The sequence below is a fragment of the Chryseobacterium proteolyticum genome, from assembly GCF_046591535.1.
GTDB classification, from domain to species: Bacteria; Bacteroidota; Bacteroidia; order Flavobacteriales; family Weeksellaceae; genus Chryseobacterium; species Chryseobacterium proteolyticum.
In genome coordinates this window covers 139,031-156,553 of sequence record NZ_JBJLWK010000006.1, presented here as the reverse complement: position 1 = coordinate 156,553, position 17,523 = coordinate 139,031, and the positions used below count along the sequence as shown (strand labels likewise).

Genomic DNA, 17,523 nt, shown 5'->3' with positions numbered 1-17,523 from the left:
TGCAAAAAAATAATATTAATTTTATAAATACTTTTCCAGAATAAACACATAAATTAACCATGAACTATCTTTGGAAAAGATTCAACTTAATTATTCTTATTTTTTTAATTATTATTTCTTTATTAGGAACATTTTACAAACACATTTCTTTTGGTTGGGGATTGGGAGATCTAGTAGGATATGCTATTTTATACTTAACAACAATTATCCATTTAATTTTTACTTTAATTTTTAGAAAAAAAAGCAATTCATTTCATGCTATTCTCACTTTGATTTTTTTAATTCAAACTATTATAATTGTTTTAAAAGCTACTATTTGGCGCGGTTCTGAATATCCTTGGAACGGAAATGTTTTTTATGAATCTCGTGTAAATTGAGTTTAAAATGTATATTCGCAAAAAATTTAACCAGAAATGAAATTCGGAATTATTTTTTATGCAATTTTAGGAAGTTTAGCTTTATTCATAGGTATTTATTTACTACAATATTTTATTCCTCTTTCTATTATTTTTTTCATTGCTTCATTCATCAATGGCGTTTTCATTTATAAAGAATATTCTTTTCATAAAAGTGATAAAATTGAATATGATGAAAATTCAGTTCCTGATGAAATTATAATCAAATATTCGCGTTCGGGTAGAATTATTGCTATTGCCACTTACGGTATATTTGTGATTCTAGGTTTGTTTTTTCTTTTAGGTTTTAAATTCAAATTTAACGGAGCTGCAATATTTATATTATGTATACTTCTTGGATTTACCGGCTATTTTATGTTCAAAATAATTTCAGAGATCAAAAAAATATCACAAATTATCATTTCTATTAATGGAAAAGGGATTCAGGTAAAAAATAATACTAGGTATTTGTGGAGTGAAATTCAACTTGAAAAGATTATTGTAAAGCGTTTGGTGAGCCGTGAATCTAAACATGATTATAAGCCTGAAATAAATTATTTATACTTTTTCCACAACAATGAAAAAATAGAAATCAACATTGATGATTTTGATGTTACAGATGGTCAGCTTGCACAAGTTTTGAAAATATTCAGAGGTCGTTTTAATAATTCGAATATAGTATAGTTTTGATTACCAAATATTAATACCTAAATTTACTCTTCACACTATCCATCATCCATGAAAAAAATATTTACTTTTTTACTCGTAGCCCTTCTCTTCATCTCATGTGAAAAAGATTGTTATAATGCTCCTCTGCCGATCCTTTTTAAGTTTGTGGATTCTAATGATGAAAATCTTATTGCCAATGGAACATTGACAACTTATTCAGTTCAGGACGAAGATAACAATAGCGTACAACTATCCAAAACATCTGACAATATGATCATTGTAGAAAATGTAGGTGCTTATAATGGAACAAAAAAGTATAAATTCTTTTCTAATATTAAAGACTTAGATTTTTCAATACAGTCATCAGAATTTAATGGAGGGTGTGATGGCTATCAAATCAATAAATTAACGTTTACAGGTATAGATATTGATGTAACTGCTGAAAAAGGATATTATAAAATTGTATTGGAATAATTCTCTTTCTTAAATTTGCACCGGAAACACATTCTCTATGAAAGTAATCATCGCATTTTCCCTGATTCTCTCCAATCTGCTTTACAGCCAGATCAAGGTTCCTGATGATTATAAAAAAATTCCTGATATTCTCGATACGGTAGAATACCTTTACCCGTTCATTGTTCCTGATAAAGACTATGCTTACTGGCGCGTTCTGAGCAATGATATGGACTATGAAAAATCAGTACTCTATGAAAGCCAGGCTCCTGACTTTATGACCATCAATGAACCTGTTCCTGAAAAAGGTTTTTTCCAGAAATGTATTGGGAACAACTGCTTTTCATATATTCTTGCGTGCAAAAACGAAAGGTCTGTTTATTTTTCCAATGAACAGCAACTGAGAGATTTTCTCGGAACAGTAGACAATCTTCCGGAGGCTATTTTACTGGCAAAAACGTATGGGTATTCTGTGGATACAAGTAACCGATTTACCGGATCATATAAAATTGAAGACCGCCATATTTCAATGTACCTTATGCAATCAAAGGGTTGTCCGGCTGTGAAAGAATCTTTTTGGGTTAATATCAATAGAAAAACCGGAAAACTGGAGGCAAAAAGCAATGGAGTATACACGAAGGATGAAAACTGTACTTCTTTGTAACTGAATTTAAAAAAAACGCCAAGGCGCAAACTAATTTAACAAGATACAGCTTTAAGGCGCGAGGATTTTATCTGCGATAAAATTTATAAACTGCTATTTTAAACCATTAAGATTTTTTAAGTTGATGAGGATAGTTAAGGGAATAGCTAAAGCTATTTTTTTGCAAGATGCTTTTTTTCATCTAAGATGAATCTTAATTATTCTTATGCCCTTCACAGATCTTAATGGTTAAAATTTTAGCATGATTACTTTATATATTAATTGCTCCTTGTCCTGAAGCAATCAGGTAAGCCTCTTTTAAAGTTTCAGAATAGGTAGGATGTGCATAGGAAATACGGAACATGTCCTCTGCTGTCACTTCATATTCCTGGGCTATAACCCCCTGGGCAATTAAATCCGCAGCCCTTGCTCCAATAATGTGAACTCCTAAGATCTCACCATATTTAGGATCTACCAGTACTTTTGCAAAACCTTCCGTATCCATTGATGCTCTGGCCCTGGCACTGGCCGAGAAAGGAAACGATCCTGACCTGTATTCGATCTGATTTTTTTTTAAGGTATTCTTCTGTAAATCCAACAGATGCCACTTCCGGCCAGGTATACACCACTGAAGGAATACGGTCATAATGGATATGGCGATTCTGGCCATTGATTGTTTCTGCAACAAGAACCCCTTCTTCCTCCGCTTTGTGAGCCAACATTGCACCACCGATAACATCACCTATTGCATAAATAGTAGAAACTGCTGTGCGGCATTTTTCATCTACTTCAATAAAACCACGGTTATTAACCTGCACCCTTGTATTTTCAAGTCCTAACCCATCTGTGTAAGGTCTTCTTCCCACCGCCATCAATACATAATCTCCTTCCAGCTCATTTTCTTTTCCGCCTTGATCACGAAAAAAAAACTTTTGCCGAAGCTCCAAGATTTTCCGCTTTATAAACAGACTGGTTAAGATGTATTTCAATTCCTTCTTTTTTAAGAATCTTTTGAAGGCTCCTGCCCAGCCCGTGATCCATTGTGGAAATAAGATGATCTGCGTATTCAAGAATGGTAACTTTAGTCCCTATTCTGCTAAAAATAGAGGCCATTTCAACACCGATTACCCCACCACCGATGATTATCATCGTTTTAGGCTTTTCCTGAAGAGAAAGAGCTTCGGTAGAAGTGATTATTCTTTTCTTATCAATTTCAATCCCGGAAATAGTTGAAGGCTTGGAACCTGTTGCAATGATATAATGTTTAGCCACAACAGTTTGTTCACCTTCCTTTCCGCTGATCTGTATAGTGGAATCATTAATAAATCGGGCCATCCCCTGAATATGGGTGATTTTATTTTTATTCATTAAAAATTCAAGCCCGGAAGTATTTTTAGTTACGACCTCCGATTTCCTTTTATACATCTGGCTAAAATCAAGATTAATTTCATTGAGCATAATTCCATGACTCCCAAACCCGTGCTGTGCTTCTGCGTAGTGATGGGTACTATCCAGTAATGCTTTTGTAGGAATACAGCCAACGTTTGTACATGTACCTCCCAATGTTGCATATTTTTCTATGATTACAGTTTTATAACCCAGTTGTGCACTTCTGATTGCAGCTACATATCCACCAGGGCCAGAGCCTATTACAGCAACGTCATAATTTTCCATTGATTTATTAATTTATTTATAATTAAATTTGCTTGCAAAATAAAAGTAAAATTAAATAAAAACTTTCATTTTGCAAGTGTTTTTTTCAATTAAAATTATGAGTAAAAAAAAGATCCGACTGCCCTATCAGCTCTTCCCTTGAAATATGGGGAGATAAATGGTCCCTGCTTATCATCCGTGACCTTATGCTTCATAAAGAATGTACTTACGGAGTTTTTTTTAAAAGCAGAGGAAAAAATAGCCACCAATATATTAGCCTCGAGGTTACAACATTTACTGGAAAACGGTATTATTGATAAAAAAGATCATCCTGAAAATAAATTAAAAGTCCTTTATTCTCTCACTGAGAAAGGAATTGACCTCGTCCCTATCATCGTAGAGATCAATCTTTGGGGTGATAAATATTTATCAACACCTCCTGATAAAGTAGAAATGCTGAAAAGAATAAGAAAAGATAAAGAAAAGTTTATAGAAACTGCCAAAGCGTACCTGAAGGGAAAATGATACAATTCCCATACACTAATAGTTTTCATAAAACAGAATCATAATAATTTTAAAACTCCATTAACTCAGTTTTCACTTTGCATTCCGTAAATTTGGGTAAAATAAATTTACACTAATGCTCAATTTCGAATTTAAAAATCCAACCAAAATACTTTTTGGAAAAGGTGAAATCGCTAAAATTTCAAAAGAAATTCCTGCTGATGCCAAAATATTAATGATTTACGGAGGTGGAAGCATTAAAAGTAACGGCGTTTATGATCAGGTAAAAGAAGCTTTAAAAGATTATGAAGTGCATGAATTCGGGGGTGTTCCAGCTAATCCGGAATACGAGGTACTTATCAATGCACTGCAGATGATCAAAGAGAAAGGAATTACTTTTCTCCTGGCAGTAGGTGGCGGTTCGGTTATTGACGGAACGAAATTTCTTTCCGCGGCAGCCAACTACCATAATGAGCCTTGGGAAATCCTCACCAAACCGGTAAGAACCTTTGAAGGAGAAGGGATGCCTTTCGGAAGTATTCTGACTCTTCCTGCAACAGGTTCCGAAATGAACTCAGGATATGTTATTTCAAGAAGAGAAACTAACGAAAAATTATCCACAGGAGGTCCCGGTCTTTTCCCGCAATTTTCAGTTTTAGATCCGGAGGTTGTACGATCGATCCCTAAAAGACAAATCGTTAATGGAATTACCGATGCATACACTCACGTTCTTGAACAATATATGACTGCTCCATCTTCTGCAGACCTGCAGGAAAGAATTGCAGAAAGTATTTTGATCAGTCTTCAGGAAACGGCTCCAAAAGTAATGGCCGACAATGTTGATTATGATGCTGCCGGAAACTTTATGTGGTGCTGTACAATGGCCCTGAATGGTCTGATCCAGAAAGGAGTAATCACAGACTGGGCTGTTCATGCTATGGGTCATGAATTAACAGCTTATTATGGCATTGATCACGCGAGAACTTTAGCCATTATTGCCCCTTCTCATTACCGGTATAATTTTGATTCCAAAAAAGGAAAACTGGCACAATATGCTGAAAGAGTTTGGGGAATTAAAGAAGGAAGTATTGAGGAAAAAGCAGAAGCCGGTATTAAGAAGCTGGAAGAATTTTTCCACAGCTTAGATATCCAGACTAAACTCTCGGAATATACCCAAGAATTTAAAGGAACTGCTGAAAGAGTGGAAAAAGCTTTTACAGACAGGAACTGGCTAGGTCTGGGAGAATACAAAAAGTTAACTCCTCAGGATGCTTATAAGATCGTAGAAATGAGTTACTAGACAGATTTGAGGCTGGAAGTCAGATAATGGAAGTTATTTGAATGATCAATTCCTTCATTTTAAAATATATAAATTCTAATCGTTTCTGACTTCCAACTTTTAATATAAAATTATTTTATTTGTAAACATTTGTTTAAAAAACCTTAATTTCATTATCTATATTTCAAATTTATTTATATTTTAGCATATTCTTAAATTTGTGAAAATGAAAAAACAACTACTTTTATTTGCCTTTTCAGCGCTAGCGCTTACTTCGTGTGAAGATGACAACATGCAGGCTTATGAACTGGATATGATGAAAGGAGAATGGAAGACAAGTAAAACAGAAATTATCTCCGGAAAAGACAATAAAACTGTACTTGCCTCTGATACTCCCAGTGGATGTAGTACCAAAAATACTACCGTGTTCAGAACCGATTATTTTACTTCATATACTTCTTACGCCGGAGTTGGTGCAGATTGTCAGCAGAATGGATTAAGTGAAGGAACCTTTAAATATGATACAGACTCTAAAGACCTTACCATAACCTATGGAAATAGTGGGGAACTAAAATACAGAGTTGCGATTTTAAATAGTACGGAACTTAAGCTCCAACAGCTTTTTGGCAATATAGATATTAATGGAGACCAGGTTGTAGATATCGCCTACATTACTTATAAAAGATAAAACCACACTCCCGAAAAGTTCGGGAGTTTTTTTTTGAGACGGGTTTTCAATAACTAAAAATTATTAAAAAAATGAAGAAGATTTTATCAGCATTCTTATTGCTGTCATTTGCCATTTTCTTTTCACAGGAAAAAAAAACCGATGTTCTGGCAGGACATTCAAAATTTCAAAAAATTAGATAAGGAAACTCCACCCCCCAAAGATGCTATTCTTTTAATCGGCAGCTCATCTTTTACAAGATGGACAGATGTGGCGAGTTATTTTCCTGGTAAGGTAATCATCAACAGAGGATTTGGTGGCTCAAGATTAACAGACCTGAATGCCTATGCTGATGATCTGCTCGCTCCTTATCAACCAAAACAAATCATCATTTATTGCGGGGATAATGATTTTGCAGACAATCACGATTTAAAAGCAGATGTGGTTGTCAAGCGTTTTAAAACTTTCTATAAAAAGATTCGTCAAAGGTTTCCTAACATAGAAGTCGATTACATTTCAATTAAATTTTCGCCAAGCCGGGAAATTCTCTGGCCACAAATGAGAGAAACCAACAAACAGATTGCCGCCTTTATGAAAAAGGAAAAAAATGCTGAATATATTGATATCACTAAGGCAATGGAAGATGCGAATGGAAATGTAAGAAGAGATATTTTCCTTGAAGATATGCTTCATTTAACTCCGGAAGGAAATAAGATCTGGGCAGATGTGATAAGACCTTATATGAAATAGCAGTTGTTAACAGAAGATACCTTCTCCACATCCGCAAGCAAAAAGCTTCATCTTAACCGATGAAGCTTTTTGTTTATTATTTCTTTCTTTTTGATTTCGAAATTGCTTTCTGCTGTGCCCTGTTAGCCCCAAATTTCTTTGGTGCTTTTCTTTTAGAAGGTCCACCCCAGTTTTCCTTTTTATTCTTATCTTTTTTCTCATGGAAAGCTCCACCTCCTTCGTAAAGCTTCACCTGTGCCGGATTCTTCATTATAATCTGGTCTTCTTCTGATGCAATCTTCTTAGGGTTGATTTTTACTTCTTCAGGGAAATCTATAAATTTCAGCTCTTTATCCATCAAAAGCTCGATATCCAGTACCAACGGTTCTTCTTTTTTTGTAACAAAAGTAACAGCTTTACCGTTTTTATCCGCTCTACCTGTTCTACCAATTCTATGGATATACTGTTCTGGAACTTCAGGAGTCTCAAAGTTGATGACATGGGTAATATCTGAGATGTCAAGCCCCCTTGCCATAACGTCTGTAGTGATCAGGCCTCTGATTTCTTCATTTTCAAAGCGTTTCATCGCTTTCAATCTATAGTTTTGAGATTTATTGGAGTGGATAACATCAAATTGTCCGGGGAAAAGTTCCTCAATCTTTGTAAATAACAAATCGGAGTTCTTCTTATTATTGGTAAAGATCAGAACTTTAGACATTTCAGCGTCACTTTTTAGTAAATGCTCCAGTAGATTGATCTTCGTATTGAAATTTTCAACTTTATATCCTGTCTGTTCTATCTTTTCCAGAGGAGTTCCGGACTTTGCCAATGAAATTTCTATAGGATGGGCAAAATATTCATCCAGCATTTCATCTACAGCTTCCGTCATTGTAGCAGAGAAAAGAATATTCTGTCTTTTCTCTTTCATCATTTCAAAAATATGAGTCAGTTGTGGTCTGAAACCTAAATTAAGCATTTCATCAAACTCATCAATAATCAGCTTCTGAACTTCTTTAAGAGAAATTGCGTTATCAATTGCCAGATCCATTACCCTTCCCGGAGTTCCTACCAAAATATCACATCCGTTATCAAATAAAAGCTTCTGTGTATTGATATTTTTTCCTCCGTAAATTCCGATAACTCTTGCGGTAATATTGGCGGTCAACTTTTCAAGAATTTCAGTTACCTGTACCACCAACTCCCTGGTAGGAACCAATACCAATACCGTTGGATTTCCACTTTTGTTATACTTCCAGGTCTTAAGAACCGGTAAAAGATATGCTAAAGTTTTTCCTGTTCCGGTTTGGGCAATTCCCATTACATCCCTACCCGAAAGTATCGGGCTGATACTCTTTTCCTGAATAGGAGTAGGTTCAAACAGTTCCAAATCTGCTAAAACATCAAGAATTTTTACCGGCAGGCCAAAATCTGCAAAAGTGAGTTTTTCCATTTTGCAAAGATAGGTATTAAAATGTACAATGTGAAATGATAGTTGAATGGTTGATGAATAGGTTTTAATTTACTTTAACGCTTTGACTCACTATCTTGATATCATCATCTTTCCATTGGCTTGACGTAATAATTACATGCCCTTTCTTTCGAGGATCTTTTTTGATCGGAAATTTATCGGCTTCCCATTGCGAGCAATGGGTTGAAATAGGTTTCACTAAAGGCTTCCAATCGGTTTTGCTGTTGGTATATACATAAAACGGAGCCCAGCAGCTTGTACACCAAAGCGTATAAGCCCCGATATCATCTTTTCCGTCCCCATTAAGGTCTCCGAGGTTGTACAGTTCAACACCATTTGCTTTTGAAACGGTAAAAGACTTTATTTTTTTGTCACTAAAATAAATTACCGTTTCGCACGCTCCATCACATTCTTCAGTACAGTCATTTATCTTAAAATAAGCATACTCCTTTGTTCCATTTCCATCGTAATCACCCAGAATTCCTTTTTCTTCTTTATTTTGAGCTGACAGGACAGAACCTCCAAATGTCAGAACAGCTAAAATCATTAGTTTCATATGGTTATTTTTTATTTTAAATGAATATTTCTTCTAAAAAAATTACTTTCTGGTTATCCTCAGTAACAGAATCAAAACCAATATCACTGAAAAGATAAACCCCAATACCGCTATCAGTGACATTTCTCCGATCCTCGGAGGAGCCTCTGACACAAAAACAATTGCCGTTGCAATCATGTTTGCTCCCAATATGAGCGCTAAAATCATATTAACCGCACTGGATTTGATGATCTGATTCGTTTTGTCGATATTTTTAATTTCACTGGAAATGCTAAACTTATTTTCATCCAGCTTTTGTAAAACAGAACGGAGTTCTCTGGGAATTTCGTCTACATTATCCGTGAAATTCATCATTTTATCCATTCCGGTTTTAAGTATATTTTTCGGACTTATTTTTTTGGCAAATATCTTTTTGGTATAAGGATTAAGACTTTTAACAATGTCCAGATCCGGATTAATATTCCTTCCTACTCCCTCTATAAGGCTGATTCCTTTAAACAACAGATAAAAATAATCCGGCATATGAAGGCGGTTATCTTTCAAAATGTCTTTCATTTTATTGATTACCGTCTGAACATTGATATCCTGTAAAGAAGAACTATGAACAAAATTCAGAATATCATTTACATCATTTTCAAATCTTCTTTCGTCCGGAATTTCATAACTGACAGCCATCTTCTTCAGATACCTCACTATTTTGTGTGAGTTTTTCGCTACAAAACTTACAATAAGATCCTCAAGGATTTCTTTATCATTAGGCTGAATCTGTCCTACTGCTCCAAAGTCAATAAAAACGACTTTCCCATCCTTCTTTACCAGAATATTTCCGGCGTGCGGATCTGCATGAAAGAAACCATAGTCGAGGATCTGAGATACAAACAACCTTAATCCTGCTTCAGAAACCTTTACAGGATCAATATTATGAGCTAAAAGTCCTGCTTTATCTGTGACCTTTATTCCATCAATAAATTCCATACAGAGAATGTTATTATTGGAAAATTCCTCATAAACTTTTGGAACGTAGGTCTCCTTATTATTTTTAAAGTTTCGTGTAAACTGTAAAATGTTATCTTTTTCATTGATCAGAGAAACTTCCTCAAGCAACGATTTTTCAAATGTAGATATAGCCTGTTTTAAGTTCAGTTTTTCTCCAATTTCAGAATAAGAAGAAACAAGCCTTTCCAGGTCTTTGATCAAAAGCAAATCATCCTCAATAACGGTTTGTACATCGGCTTTTTTTATCTTTAGGATTACACTGGTCCCATCTGCTAAAGTAGCCTTATATACCTGTGCAATGGATGCGGTTGCTAAGGGTTGGGACTGAATTTCCAGAAAATGATCCTTCACTGAAATATTGAATTCATTTTCCAGGATTTCAGTTACATTCATTTCTACAGTATCCACCTTATCCTGTAGTTTCTGTAATTCCTGAATCAGTTCCGGGGGAAGTAAATCTTCCCTGTTGCTAAATGTTTGTCCCAGTTTCACGAATGTTGGCCCCAACTCTTCCAAAACCAATCTGATCCTTTCGTAAACAGTTCCTTTTGAAATAATTTCATCAGAACGTTCAGAATCCTCCTCTTCCTGCTTATTCCCATTCATTCGGGCCAGCATATCTTTAAAACCATATTTGCTTAATACGGAAATCAGCCTGGCAGATCTTTTCAGTTTTCTCTGTTGCTTATCAAACATAATTGTGAATAATAAGTGCAAATTACTCCAAAAACCATTCCTAATACAATATCCAAAGAACTATAGAAGAAAAAAAATCCATCTTTATTGTTATTTGCAGGATTTTTTTATCTTTATAGGGTACAAAAATTATTACTAACCCGTAAAATATTACAAAATGAAAAATTTACCGATCAAAAAATTATCAAGAGAAGAATTAAGAACTGTTTCAGGAGCTGGAATTATCGTAGGATGCTCAAATCAATGTTGTCCTACAGACGGAAGACCTAGATGTCCAAAATTGATTTGCCCGGCTGTAGTTTGTCCACAACTTCAATAAGATAGAGATAACAAAAATTATTTATAAAAAACAGAATGCTTTTGCATTCTGTTTTTATTTATTAACTATTTAAGATAAGTTTCATAGAGATCATTTCTCCTGTCTTTGAGAATCTGAACAGAACCATTGTAGTGAAGGTCTTTTAAAAGATTTAGATCTACATCCACAATCAAGGTCATCTCCGTATTAGGGGTAGCTTCCCCTTTTACTGCATTAGATGGGAAAGCAAAATCAGAAGGGGTAAATACAGCTGCCTGGCCGAATTGAATATCCATATTATTCACCCCCGGTAAATTCCCCACACAGCCAGCTATGGCAACATAACATTCATTTTCAATGGCTCTTGCTGCTGCACAATGGCGAACCCTCATATAAGCATTTTGAGTATCTGTAAGGTAAGGGACAAAAAGGACCTTCATTCCCTGGTCTGCCAGAATTCTAGGCAGTTCCGGAAACTCCACATCATAGCAAATTACAAGACCTATTTTTCCGCAATCGGTATCGAATACTTTAATTTCATTCCCACCTTTCATTCCGTAGTATTTTCTTTCATTAGGCGTAATATGAATTTTCCTGTATTCATCAATGCGTCCGTCACGGTGCAACAGGTAGCTGACGTTATAAAGGTCATTATTTTCAGGATCAAAAACCGGCATGCTTCCTGAAATAATATTCACATTATAACTGATAGCCAGTTCCGAGATTCTCTCTTTGATCTGGTCAGTTAGTTTTGCCAACTCAATCATGCTATCTCTTTCCGACAGTTTGTTAAAGGGTGCCAGCAAAGGAGTATTGAATAGTTCCGGAAACAAAACGAAATCAGATTTATAATCTCCCATTACATTAACAAAAAACTCCACCTGCTCGTAAAAGGCATCAATATTCTTAAAGTGCCTCATTTGCCATTGTACAAGGCCAAGCCGTATAATGCTATCCTGCATGGTGTTAGGCTTTTTACTGTAATAGATATTATTCCATTGCAGCAAAACTGCATTTTCCTTTGAAGATTCATCTTCAGGAAGATATTTTTTTTAAAACACGGATGGGTAAAAAGTTATTGGAAAGCTGAAAAGATAAAACAGGATCATAAATTTCCTTATCCCTCACTTTCCGTATATAATCCCTCGTCGATAATTCGTCACTGTATTTGTGGTAATTCGGAATTCTTCCACCCAACACAATCGATTTCAGATTCAATTGTTCGCATAATTCTTTTCTTGCATCATACAATCTTCTTCCCAATCTCAGTTCACGGTATTCCGGATCTACAAAAACTTCGATCCCATACAGTACATTTCCTGTTGACGAATGGGTATTGAAAGTATAATTTCCGGTAATATCACTATAAGTATGATCATCTCCGAATTCATCATAATTTACGATGATGGAAAGCGCCACAGCAGCTAATTTGCCATCTACTGTAATACAGATCTGTCCCTTTGGGAATATTTTTGTTAATTTTTCGATGCTTTTTTTAGACCATACATATTCTGACATCTGAGGGTAGGCACGCCTCATTGTTTCTACCAACTCATCATAATCCTGTACACTTAAGGTCCTTGTATCTACTTGCATTTTATATAAATTTTATTAAATTTAAGTAAAATAAATCAGATTATGTGCCAGATTTCCTTGTATCCGGGGAGTTCTTTAATCTATTGAATAATTATTAAACATCCTTTGTTTTTCTCCACACTAATTTCATCAGTGATATTAAATGTCTTTGCTTTCTGAAAATCTTTAATTGCAGGAGTACTTATTTTCACGTTCTTCGGGTCTATGCCTAAACCTTTCCAATCTATTTTCAGCTTCACTCGGGTATCCTGAGGAGCCCAGCTTGCAAGGGAAACCATGATCTTTTTTTCCTGTTTATAAATTGTAGCCAGTACTGCTGGATTATCTGTTTTCACAGGATTGTCAGGAACCCAATAGCCAATCATCTTTGAGCCTTTAATTCCGAAATCGTCCCAGGCTTTCCACAGATGAGTTGGATTACTTTTTGCCGACCATCCCAGACGACTTGTCATGCCATAAAGCATTCCCCGCCAAGGATTGCCATCATCCTGAAGCATTTCTCCCATTAGCCCGAAAGGAATACCACTCACCTCAGTTAATAAAAATTCAGGATTATTGTTGTTATAATCAAAATATTCCCCAAACCATAAACGGTTGATATAAGGAAAATGCTCAAGATAAAGATTGGCGCTGTTATTAAAACCATCCTTATCGTTATACTGATTTGCAGAATGCAGATCAATGATACCGGGATGTCCATTCTGGGTCATTACTCTTTTAATCCTCTTCATGGTTACCCTGTCAAATGCTACATCGTCGAGATAAATTCCGTCAATTCCTAAATTATTGACCAGCCAATTCATCCCTTCCACATAATAGTTATGCCAACGGTTCATCCCACTATTAATAATTGCAGCATCTTTAAATTCCGGCACATACCAGGCTGCGATATAGTGATCATGAAGATGCTCCTGCAGCCATGAATAGCCTCCACCCTTTCCTGCGGAAAAAACTTCCTGACCCAAACTTTTCACGGGGTACAGCTCATACATCCGGTTAGAAACCTCCCTGATCGTATTGTAAATTTTCACCTTTAAACCTTTCTCGTGCGCTTTCATAATGTAGTCCTTCATCTCTTTCGTCGCTACAAACGGATAATTGATATAAGGATTGATCTCATTTCCGTGATGAATGTTGATTACATTAGCTCCACTGGCTTTTATCGTATCAACCGGCTTATAAGCATGATAAAAACGGTTATTCCATTGTTCCTCTGTATTGATCGGATGGAACGGAGTAATCAACAGATGAAAGTTATAATATAGTTCATCTCCTTTTTTCATGCTGCGGGGCCCACTAAAATTATTGACAACAATTTTTCCGCCGGTTTCTTTTATCGTGATCCCTCCTTTATTTTCATTACCCCATGAAGATGGCAGAATCAATGGTTTTTGAAGGTAAAAATTGGTATTAAGCGGACGTGAATAATTCTGGTCCCTCAAGGAAAATTGTATTCCGGCATTTACGTTGCCCAACCATGCTCCATCCTGATTTTTTTTGGCAACATCCCATTTCCAGTTAAAATGATCAGGTCTGTAACCTCCTTTCTGTCCTAATCCCATCATATAGGTTGCTTTATCTTTCTCAAAAGGAATCTGCAAGGCAATATCATCAATCTGCATATCTTTTAATGCAGTAATCTTCACACTGTATTCCATAAATCCGTCAAATTCTATGGAACCTTCTACCTTCATTTGTAAGTTCCCTGAAGTATTTGTGCTTATCCAGGATATTTTACCTTCTTCTTTTCCTATAAACTTAATTCCTGAATTTTTGAAGTTCTCAGGTTTTGCCCCGGGTCCTTTTACTACAAAATGTACAGGTTCACTTAGTATTGAATTGGCCTTTTCTCCTATTGATGTCATTTCCGGAGTAAAAAAAGTCTGAATCTGCTTAGGAAATCCTGAAGCATCTAATTGTACCTTCCTTCCCAGTAAGGAAATTTCCTGTCCTTTGAGCTGTAATGGTGTATATGGTTTGATTACGGTATTAGCCTGCGCCAAGGTAGAATTAAGCCATGGCAACCTGGTCATTTTCCAGGGTTCATCAAAACCTTTATTAACAGGTTTTTCCCCACTTACGTTTAATACAATTTTCACTGTTTCTACAGCAGCATTTTCTGGACGAATGGTAATTGTCCCTTCATAGATTCCCGGAGAAGTATTTTCAGGGATATCAAAGCCACACCAGAAAGCCTGTAAATCATCTTTTTTTACATTTGCGTTTAACTCCAGTTTTTCTCCTTTATAATCTGTACCGTTTGTATTGATACAATTAAAATATCGGGAATCTATTGTCGCTCCTGAAGTACTTTTTAATGAAGAAGCTGTTATTTTTACTTTTTCAAGATTAATTTTTACTGGTAAAACCCCAATCTGAAAAGCATAAAATAGGCCTCTTTCAGTATTTCCATGAAGAACAGATGAGTCCTTTTTATCATCCACCCAACGTTGAGGGATTATATTCATTTTAACAGGGGTTTCTCTAGTCTCCGGGAATACAAAATAAGACTGACCTTCATGTTTTTTCATGTATTCTGCAATCTCTTTTTTAGTAGCAATTACTTCCATCGGATCATTGGAGTTGAACTTATCCACCGACTCTATTCTTATCACACTGGCCAATGGTACGGCTCCAACATCTTTAGCAGTCGCTGTATTGGTCCTCTTAAGGTAAGTCGCTTTGGGGTAATTCGTTCTTTCATCCAACTTATAGGGAAGAAAATAGACATAGTAAATTCCCTTTCCTGAAACCGGATTAAAAACAAATGAACCTTCTTCTTCATTCATATTCAGGTACGCATCCGGCTCATACTGTTTTTGAGTAAGGCTGTCTATAATTATCATCTTCTGATCAGCTTTTACATTAATATTTCGCCAGGGAATGACGGCCTTTGCCTGCTTTGAAGATGCATTCCACCACAATACTGCCCGTTGATTACCCAATTCATCGGCATTCCATTTCTGGATTTGAGGAGGATAGACATGTTGTGCATTACTAAAATTTGGAATAAGGCTTCCTGTCAGAATCAGTGGGAAAATTTTTTTTTAAAAGCATATTAAATGAGATAAAGTGGTCAATGATTTACTATTTTTCAAATTTAAGATAAATCACAATACATAGAAAATATTAAATAACTCTTAACACATTACAGGTAAATAAAGAAGAAATATCTCCTTAGAAATAAAAAAACCTCCCATAAGGGAGTTCAAAAACACAAATGATGAAAAAAAAAATTATTATATCTATTAGAATATAAATCATGTAATTCTTGTACAAATGTACGGCCTAAAAATAAAATAAATCATGAGCTTAATCATAAAATACAAAATCCTACTAAAAAAGTAGGATTCTGCATTTTTATGTTTATAAGTAAGATTATTCCCACTCAATAGTTGCAGGTGGTTTACTTGAAATATCATAAGCTACCCTGTTAATTCCTCTTACTTCATTAATGATCCTGCTGGAAACAGTATCTAAAAATTCATAAGGAAGTCTGCTCCAGGTTGCCGTCATAAAGTCGATTGTATTGGCAGAACGAACTACCGCAGTGTATTCATAGGTTCTTTCGTCTCCCATTACTCCAACAGACTTAACCGGAAGCAATACTACAAAAGCCTGAGAAACTTTTTCGTAAAGATCATTTTTGTACAATTCTTCAATAAAGATATCATCAGCTTCCTGAAGAATTCTTACTTTTTCTGCATCTACAGCTCCTAAAATTCTGATCCCTAAACCAGGACCAGGGAAAGGGTGTCTGTATACCAAATGATGAGGAATTCCCAACTCTTCCCCTACTTTCCTTACTTCGTCTTTGAAAAGCTCTCTAAGAGGCTCTAATAGCTCAAATTCCATTTCCTCAGGAAGCCCTCCTACATTGTGGTGAGATTTGATCACTGCTGACGGTCCGTTTACAGACTGACTTTCGATTACATCAGGATAAATTGTTCCTTGTGCTAAAAACTTAGCTCCTTCAATTTTATGAGATTCTTCATCAAAAACATGGATAAATTCGTTTCCGATGATCTTTCTTTTTTGTTCAGGATCATCTACTCCAGCCAATTTTGATAAAAATCTTTCTGAAGCATCAACCAATTTAATGTTCATATGGAAGTGCTCTCCATAATTCTCCATCACTTTTACATCTTCATTTTTTCTCAAAAGACCAGTATCCACAAAGATACAAGTCAGCTGATCGCCAATTGCCTTATGAATCAAAACTGCAGCAACAGAAGAGTCAACACCTCCTGAAAGCCCAAGGATTACTTTATTATCTCCTACTTTTTCTTTGATATCAGCAACTGTTCTTTCAATATAATTGGTAAGCTTCCAATTTTTCTCAGCATTACAGATCGAGAAAACAAAGTTTTCAAGCATTTTACCACCTTCTTCTGTATGAGAAACTTCTGGGTGGAACTGAACGCAATAGATTTTTCTTTCAGAATTTGAAATAGCAGCGATAACTCCCGATTTTGCATTTAATTCAAAACCTGCCGGCAGATCACCTACTTCATCAAAATGGCTCATCCAAACCACAGAATTCTGACTCACCCCTTCTAATAGAGCATTTTCTTTAATAATATCAAGGTGAGCCTTTCCGTACTCCCCTTTTTCTCCTTTATTTACTTTTCCTCCTAAAACATGTGCCGTAAGCTGCATTCCGTAGCAAATACCCAGTACAGGAATTCCCTGTTCGTATAATGCTTTCTCAACCAGGTGAGCATTTTCTGCATTTACAGAACTTGGCCCTCCAGAAAGGATAATTCCTTTAGGCTGGCGTTCAAGAATTTCTTGTAATGGTGTATTGTAAGGTAAGATTTCCGAATATACTCCCATTTCACGGATTCTTCTTCCGATAAGCTGGTTGTACTGAGATCCGAAATCTAATATGATAATACCGTTGTTCATTTTATAATTGATT

At 35.6% G+C, this 17,523-nt stretch carries 14 protein-coding genes and 2 pseudogenes; 9 read left to right on the top strand and 7 right to left on the bottom strand.

Features of this window, described 5'->3' with window-relative positions; all coding sequences use genetic code 11:
* The first annotated feature begins 59 nt into the window (after positions 1-59).
* The 4 genes from ACJ5H0_RS20275 to ACJ5H0_RS20260 are packed head-to-tail and all read left to right on the top strand — an operon-like array spanning position 60 to position 2,181.
* Positions 60-377 carry a hypothetical protein gene (locus ACJ5H0_RS20275; RefSeq protein ID WP_411251821.1) on the top strand — a complete coding sequence of 106 codons (318 nt, stop codon included), beginning with the start codon at positions 60-62 and terminating at the stop codon, positions 375-377.
* Positions 378-413: 36 nt separating this feature from the next.
* Entirely contained in the window at positions 414-1,079 is a 666-nt protein-coding gene (locus ACJ5H0_RS20270; protein WP_411251820.1) for a hypothetical protein, read from the top strand.
* Positions 1,080-1,133: 54 nt separating this feature from the next.
* Positions 1,134-1,538: a hypothetical protein gene (locus ACJ5H0_RS20265; protein ID WP_172277804.1), complete on the top strand. Its 405-nt coding sequence runs from the start codon at positions 1,134-1,136 to the stop codon at positions 1,536-1,538.
* Positions 1,539-1,575: 37 nt separating this feature from the next.
* Positions 1,576-2,181 (top strand): hypothetical protein, encoded by a 606-nt coding sequence (locus ACJ5H0_RS20260; protein WP_411251819.1) that lies wholly within the window; start codon positions 1,576-1,578, stop codon positions 2,179-2,181.
* Positions 2,182-2,431: 250 nt separating this feature from the next.
* On the opposite strand, the pseudogene lpdA reads toward ACJ5H0_RS20260, so the two are convergent.
* Positions 2,432-3,834: pseudogene (lpdA, locus tag ACJ5H0_RS20255) on the bottom strand (dihydrolipoyl dehydrogenase).
* A 177-nt stretch (positions 3,835-4,011) separates the two neighbouring features.
* Here lpdA and ACJ5H0_RS20250 point away from each other — a divergent pair.
* The 4 genes from ACJ5H0_RS20250 to ACJ5H0_RS20235 all read left to right on the top strand — a co-directional run bounded on the left by ACJ5H0_RS20250 (position 4,012) and on the right by ACJ5H0_RS20235 (position 7,013).
* Positions 4,012-4,338, top strand: coding sequence for a winged helix-turn-helix transcriptional regulator (locus tag ACJ5H0_RS20250; protein WP_411251818.1), 327 nt, complete (start codon positions 4,012-4,014; stop codon positions 4,336-4,338).
* Between the two features lie 115 nt (positions 4,339-4,453).
* Entirely contained in the window at positions 4,454-5,617 is a 1,164-nt protein-coding gene (locus ACJ5H0_RS20245; protein WP_411251817.1) for an iron-containing alcohol dehydrogenase, read from the top strand.
* 205 nt (positions 5,618-5,822) lie between these two features.
* Positions 5,823-6,284, top strand: coding sequence for a lipocalin-like domain-containing protein (locus ACJ5H0_RS20240; protein ID WP_172277794.1), 462 nt, complete (start codon positions 5,823-5,825; stop codon positions 6,282-6,284).
* 141 nt (positions 6,285-6,425) lie between these two features.
* Positions 6,426-7,013, top strand: a complete 588-nt coding sequence (locus ACJ5H0_RS20235; protein WP_411251816.1) for a GDSL-type esterase/lipase family protein — start codon at positions 6,426-6,428, stop codon at positions 7,011-7,013.
* Between the two features lie 76 nt (positions 7,014-7,089).
* Here the strand turns inward: ACJ5H0_RS20235 and ACJ5H0_RS20230 are convergent, their stop codons facing one another.
* The 3 genes from ACJ5H0_RS20230 to ACJ5H0_RS20220 all read right to left on the bottom strand — a co-directional run bounded on the left by ACJ5H0_RS20230 (position 7,090) and on the right by ACJ5H0_RS20220 (position 10,708).
* Entirely contained in the window at positions 7,090-8,442 is a 1,353-nt protein-coding gene (locus ACJ5H0_RS20230; protein WP_345989477.1) for a DEAD/DEAH box helicase, read from the bottom strand.
* Between the two features lie 64 nt (positions 8,443-8,506).
* Positions 8,507-9,016, bottom strand: a complete 510-nt coding sequence (locus ACJ5H0_RS20225) for a hypothetical protein (RefSeq protein ID WP_172277789.1) — start codon at positions 9,014-9,016, stop codon at positions 8,507-8,509.
* 42 nt (positions 9,017-9,058) lie between these two features.
* Entirely contained in the window at positions 9,059-10,708 is a 1,650-nt protein-coding gene (locus tag ACJ5H0_RS20220) for an ABC1 kinase family protein (protein ID WP_411251815.1), read from the bottom strand.
* Between the two features lie 157 nt (positions 10,709-10,865).
* Here ACJ5H0_RS20220 and ACJ5H0_RS20215 point away from each other — a divergent pair, with 157 nt between their 5' ends.
* Positions 10,866-11,027, top strand: coding sequence for a bacteriocin-like protein (locus ACJ5H0_RS20215; protein ID WP_172277785.1), 162 nt, complete (start codon positions 10,866-10,868; stop codon positions 11,025-11,027).
* Positions 11,028-11,092: 65 nt separating this feature from the next.
* On the opposite strand, the pseudogene ACJ5H0_RS20210 reads toward ACJ5H0_RS20215, so the two are convergent.
* The 3 genes and pseudogenes from ACJ5H0_RS20210 to guaA form a co-directional block, all read right to left on the bottom strand.
* Positions 11,093-12,602: pseudogene (locus ACJ5H0_RS20210) on the bottom strand (GNAT family N-acetyltransferase).
* Between the two features lie 80 nt (positions 12,603-12,682).
* On the bottom strand, positions 12,683-15,571 hold the full coding sequence (locus ACJ5H0_RS20205; RefSeq protein ID WP_411251932.1) for a glycoside hydrolase domain-containing protein: 2,889 nt from the start codon (positions 15,569-15,571) through the stop codon (positions 12,683-12,685).
* A gap of 409 nt (positions 15,572-15,980) precedes the next feature.
* Positions 15,981-17,510: a glutamine-hydrolyzing GMP synthase gene (gene guaA, locus ACJ5H0_RS20200; protein ID WP_172277779.1), complete on the bottom strand. Its 1,530-nt coding sequence runs from the start codon at positions 17,508-17,510 to the stop codon at positions 15,981-15,983.
* Between the last annotated feature and the right edge of the window lie 13 nt (positions 17,511-17,523).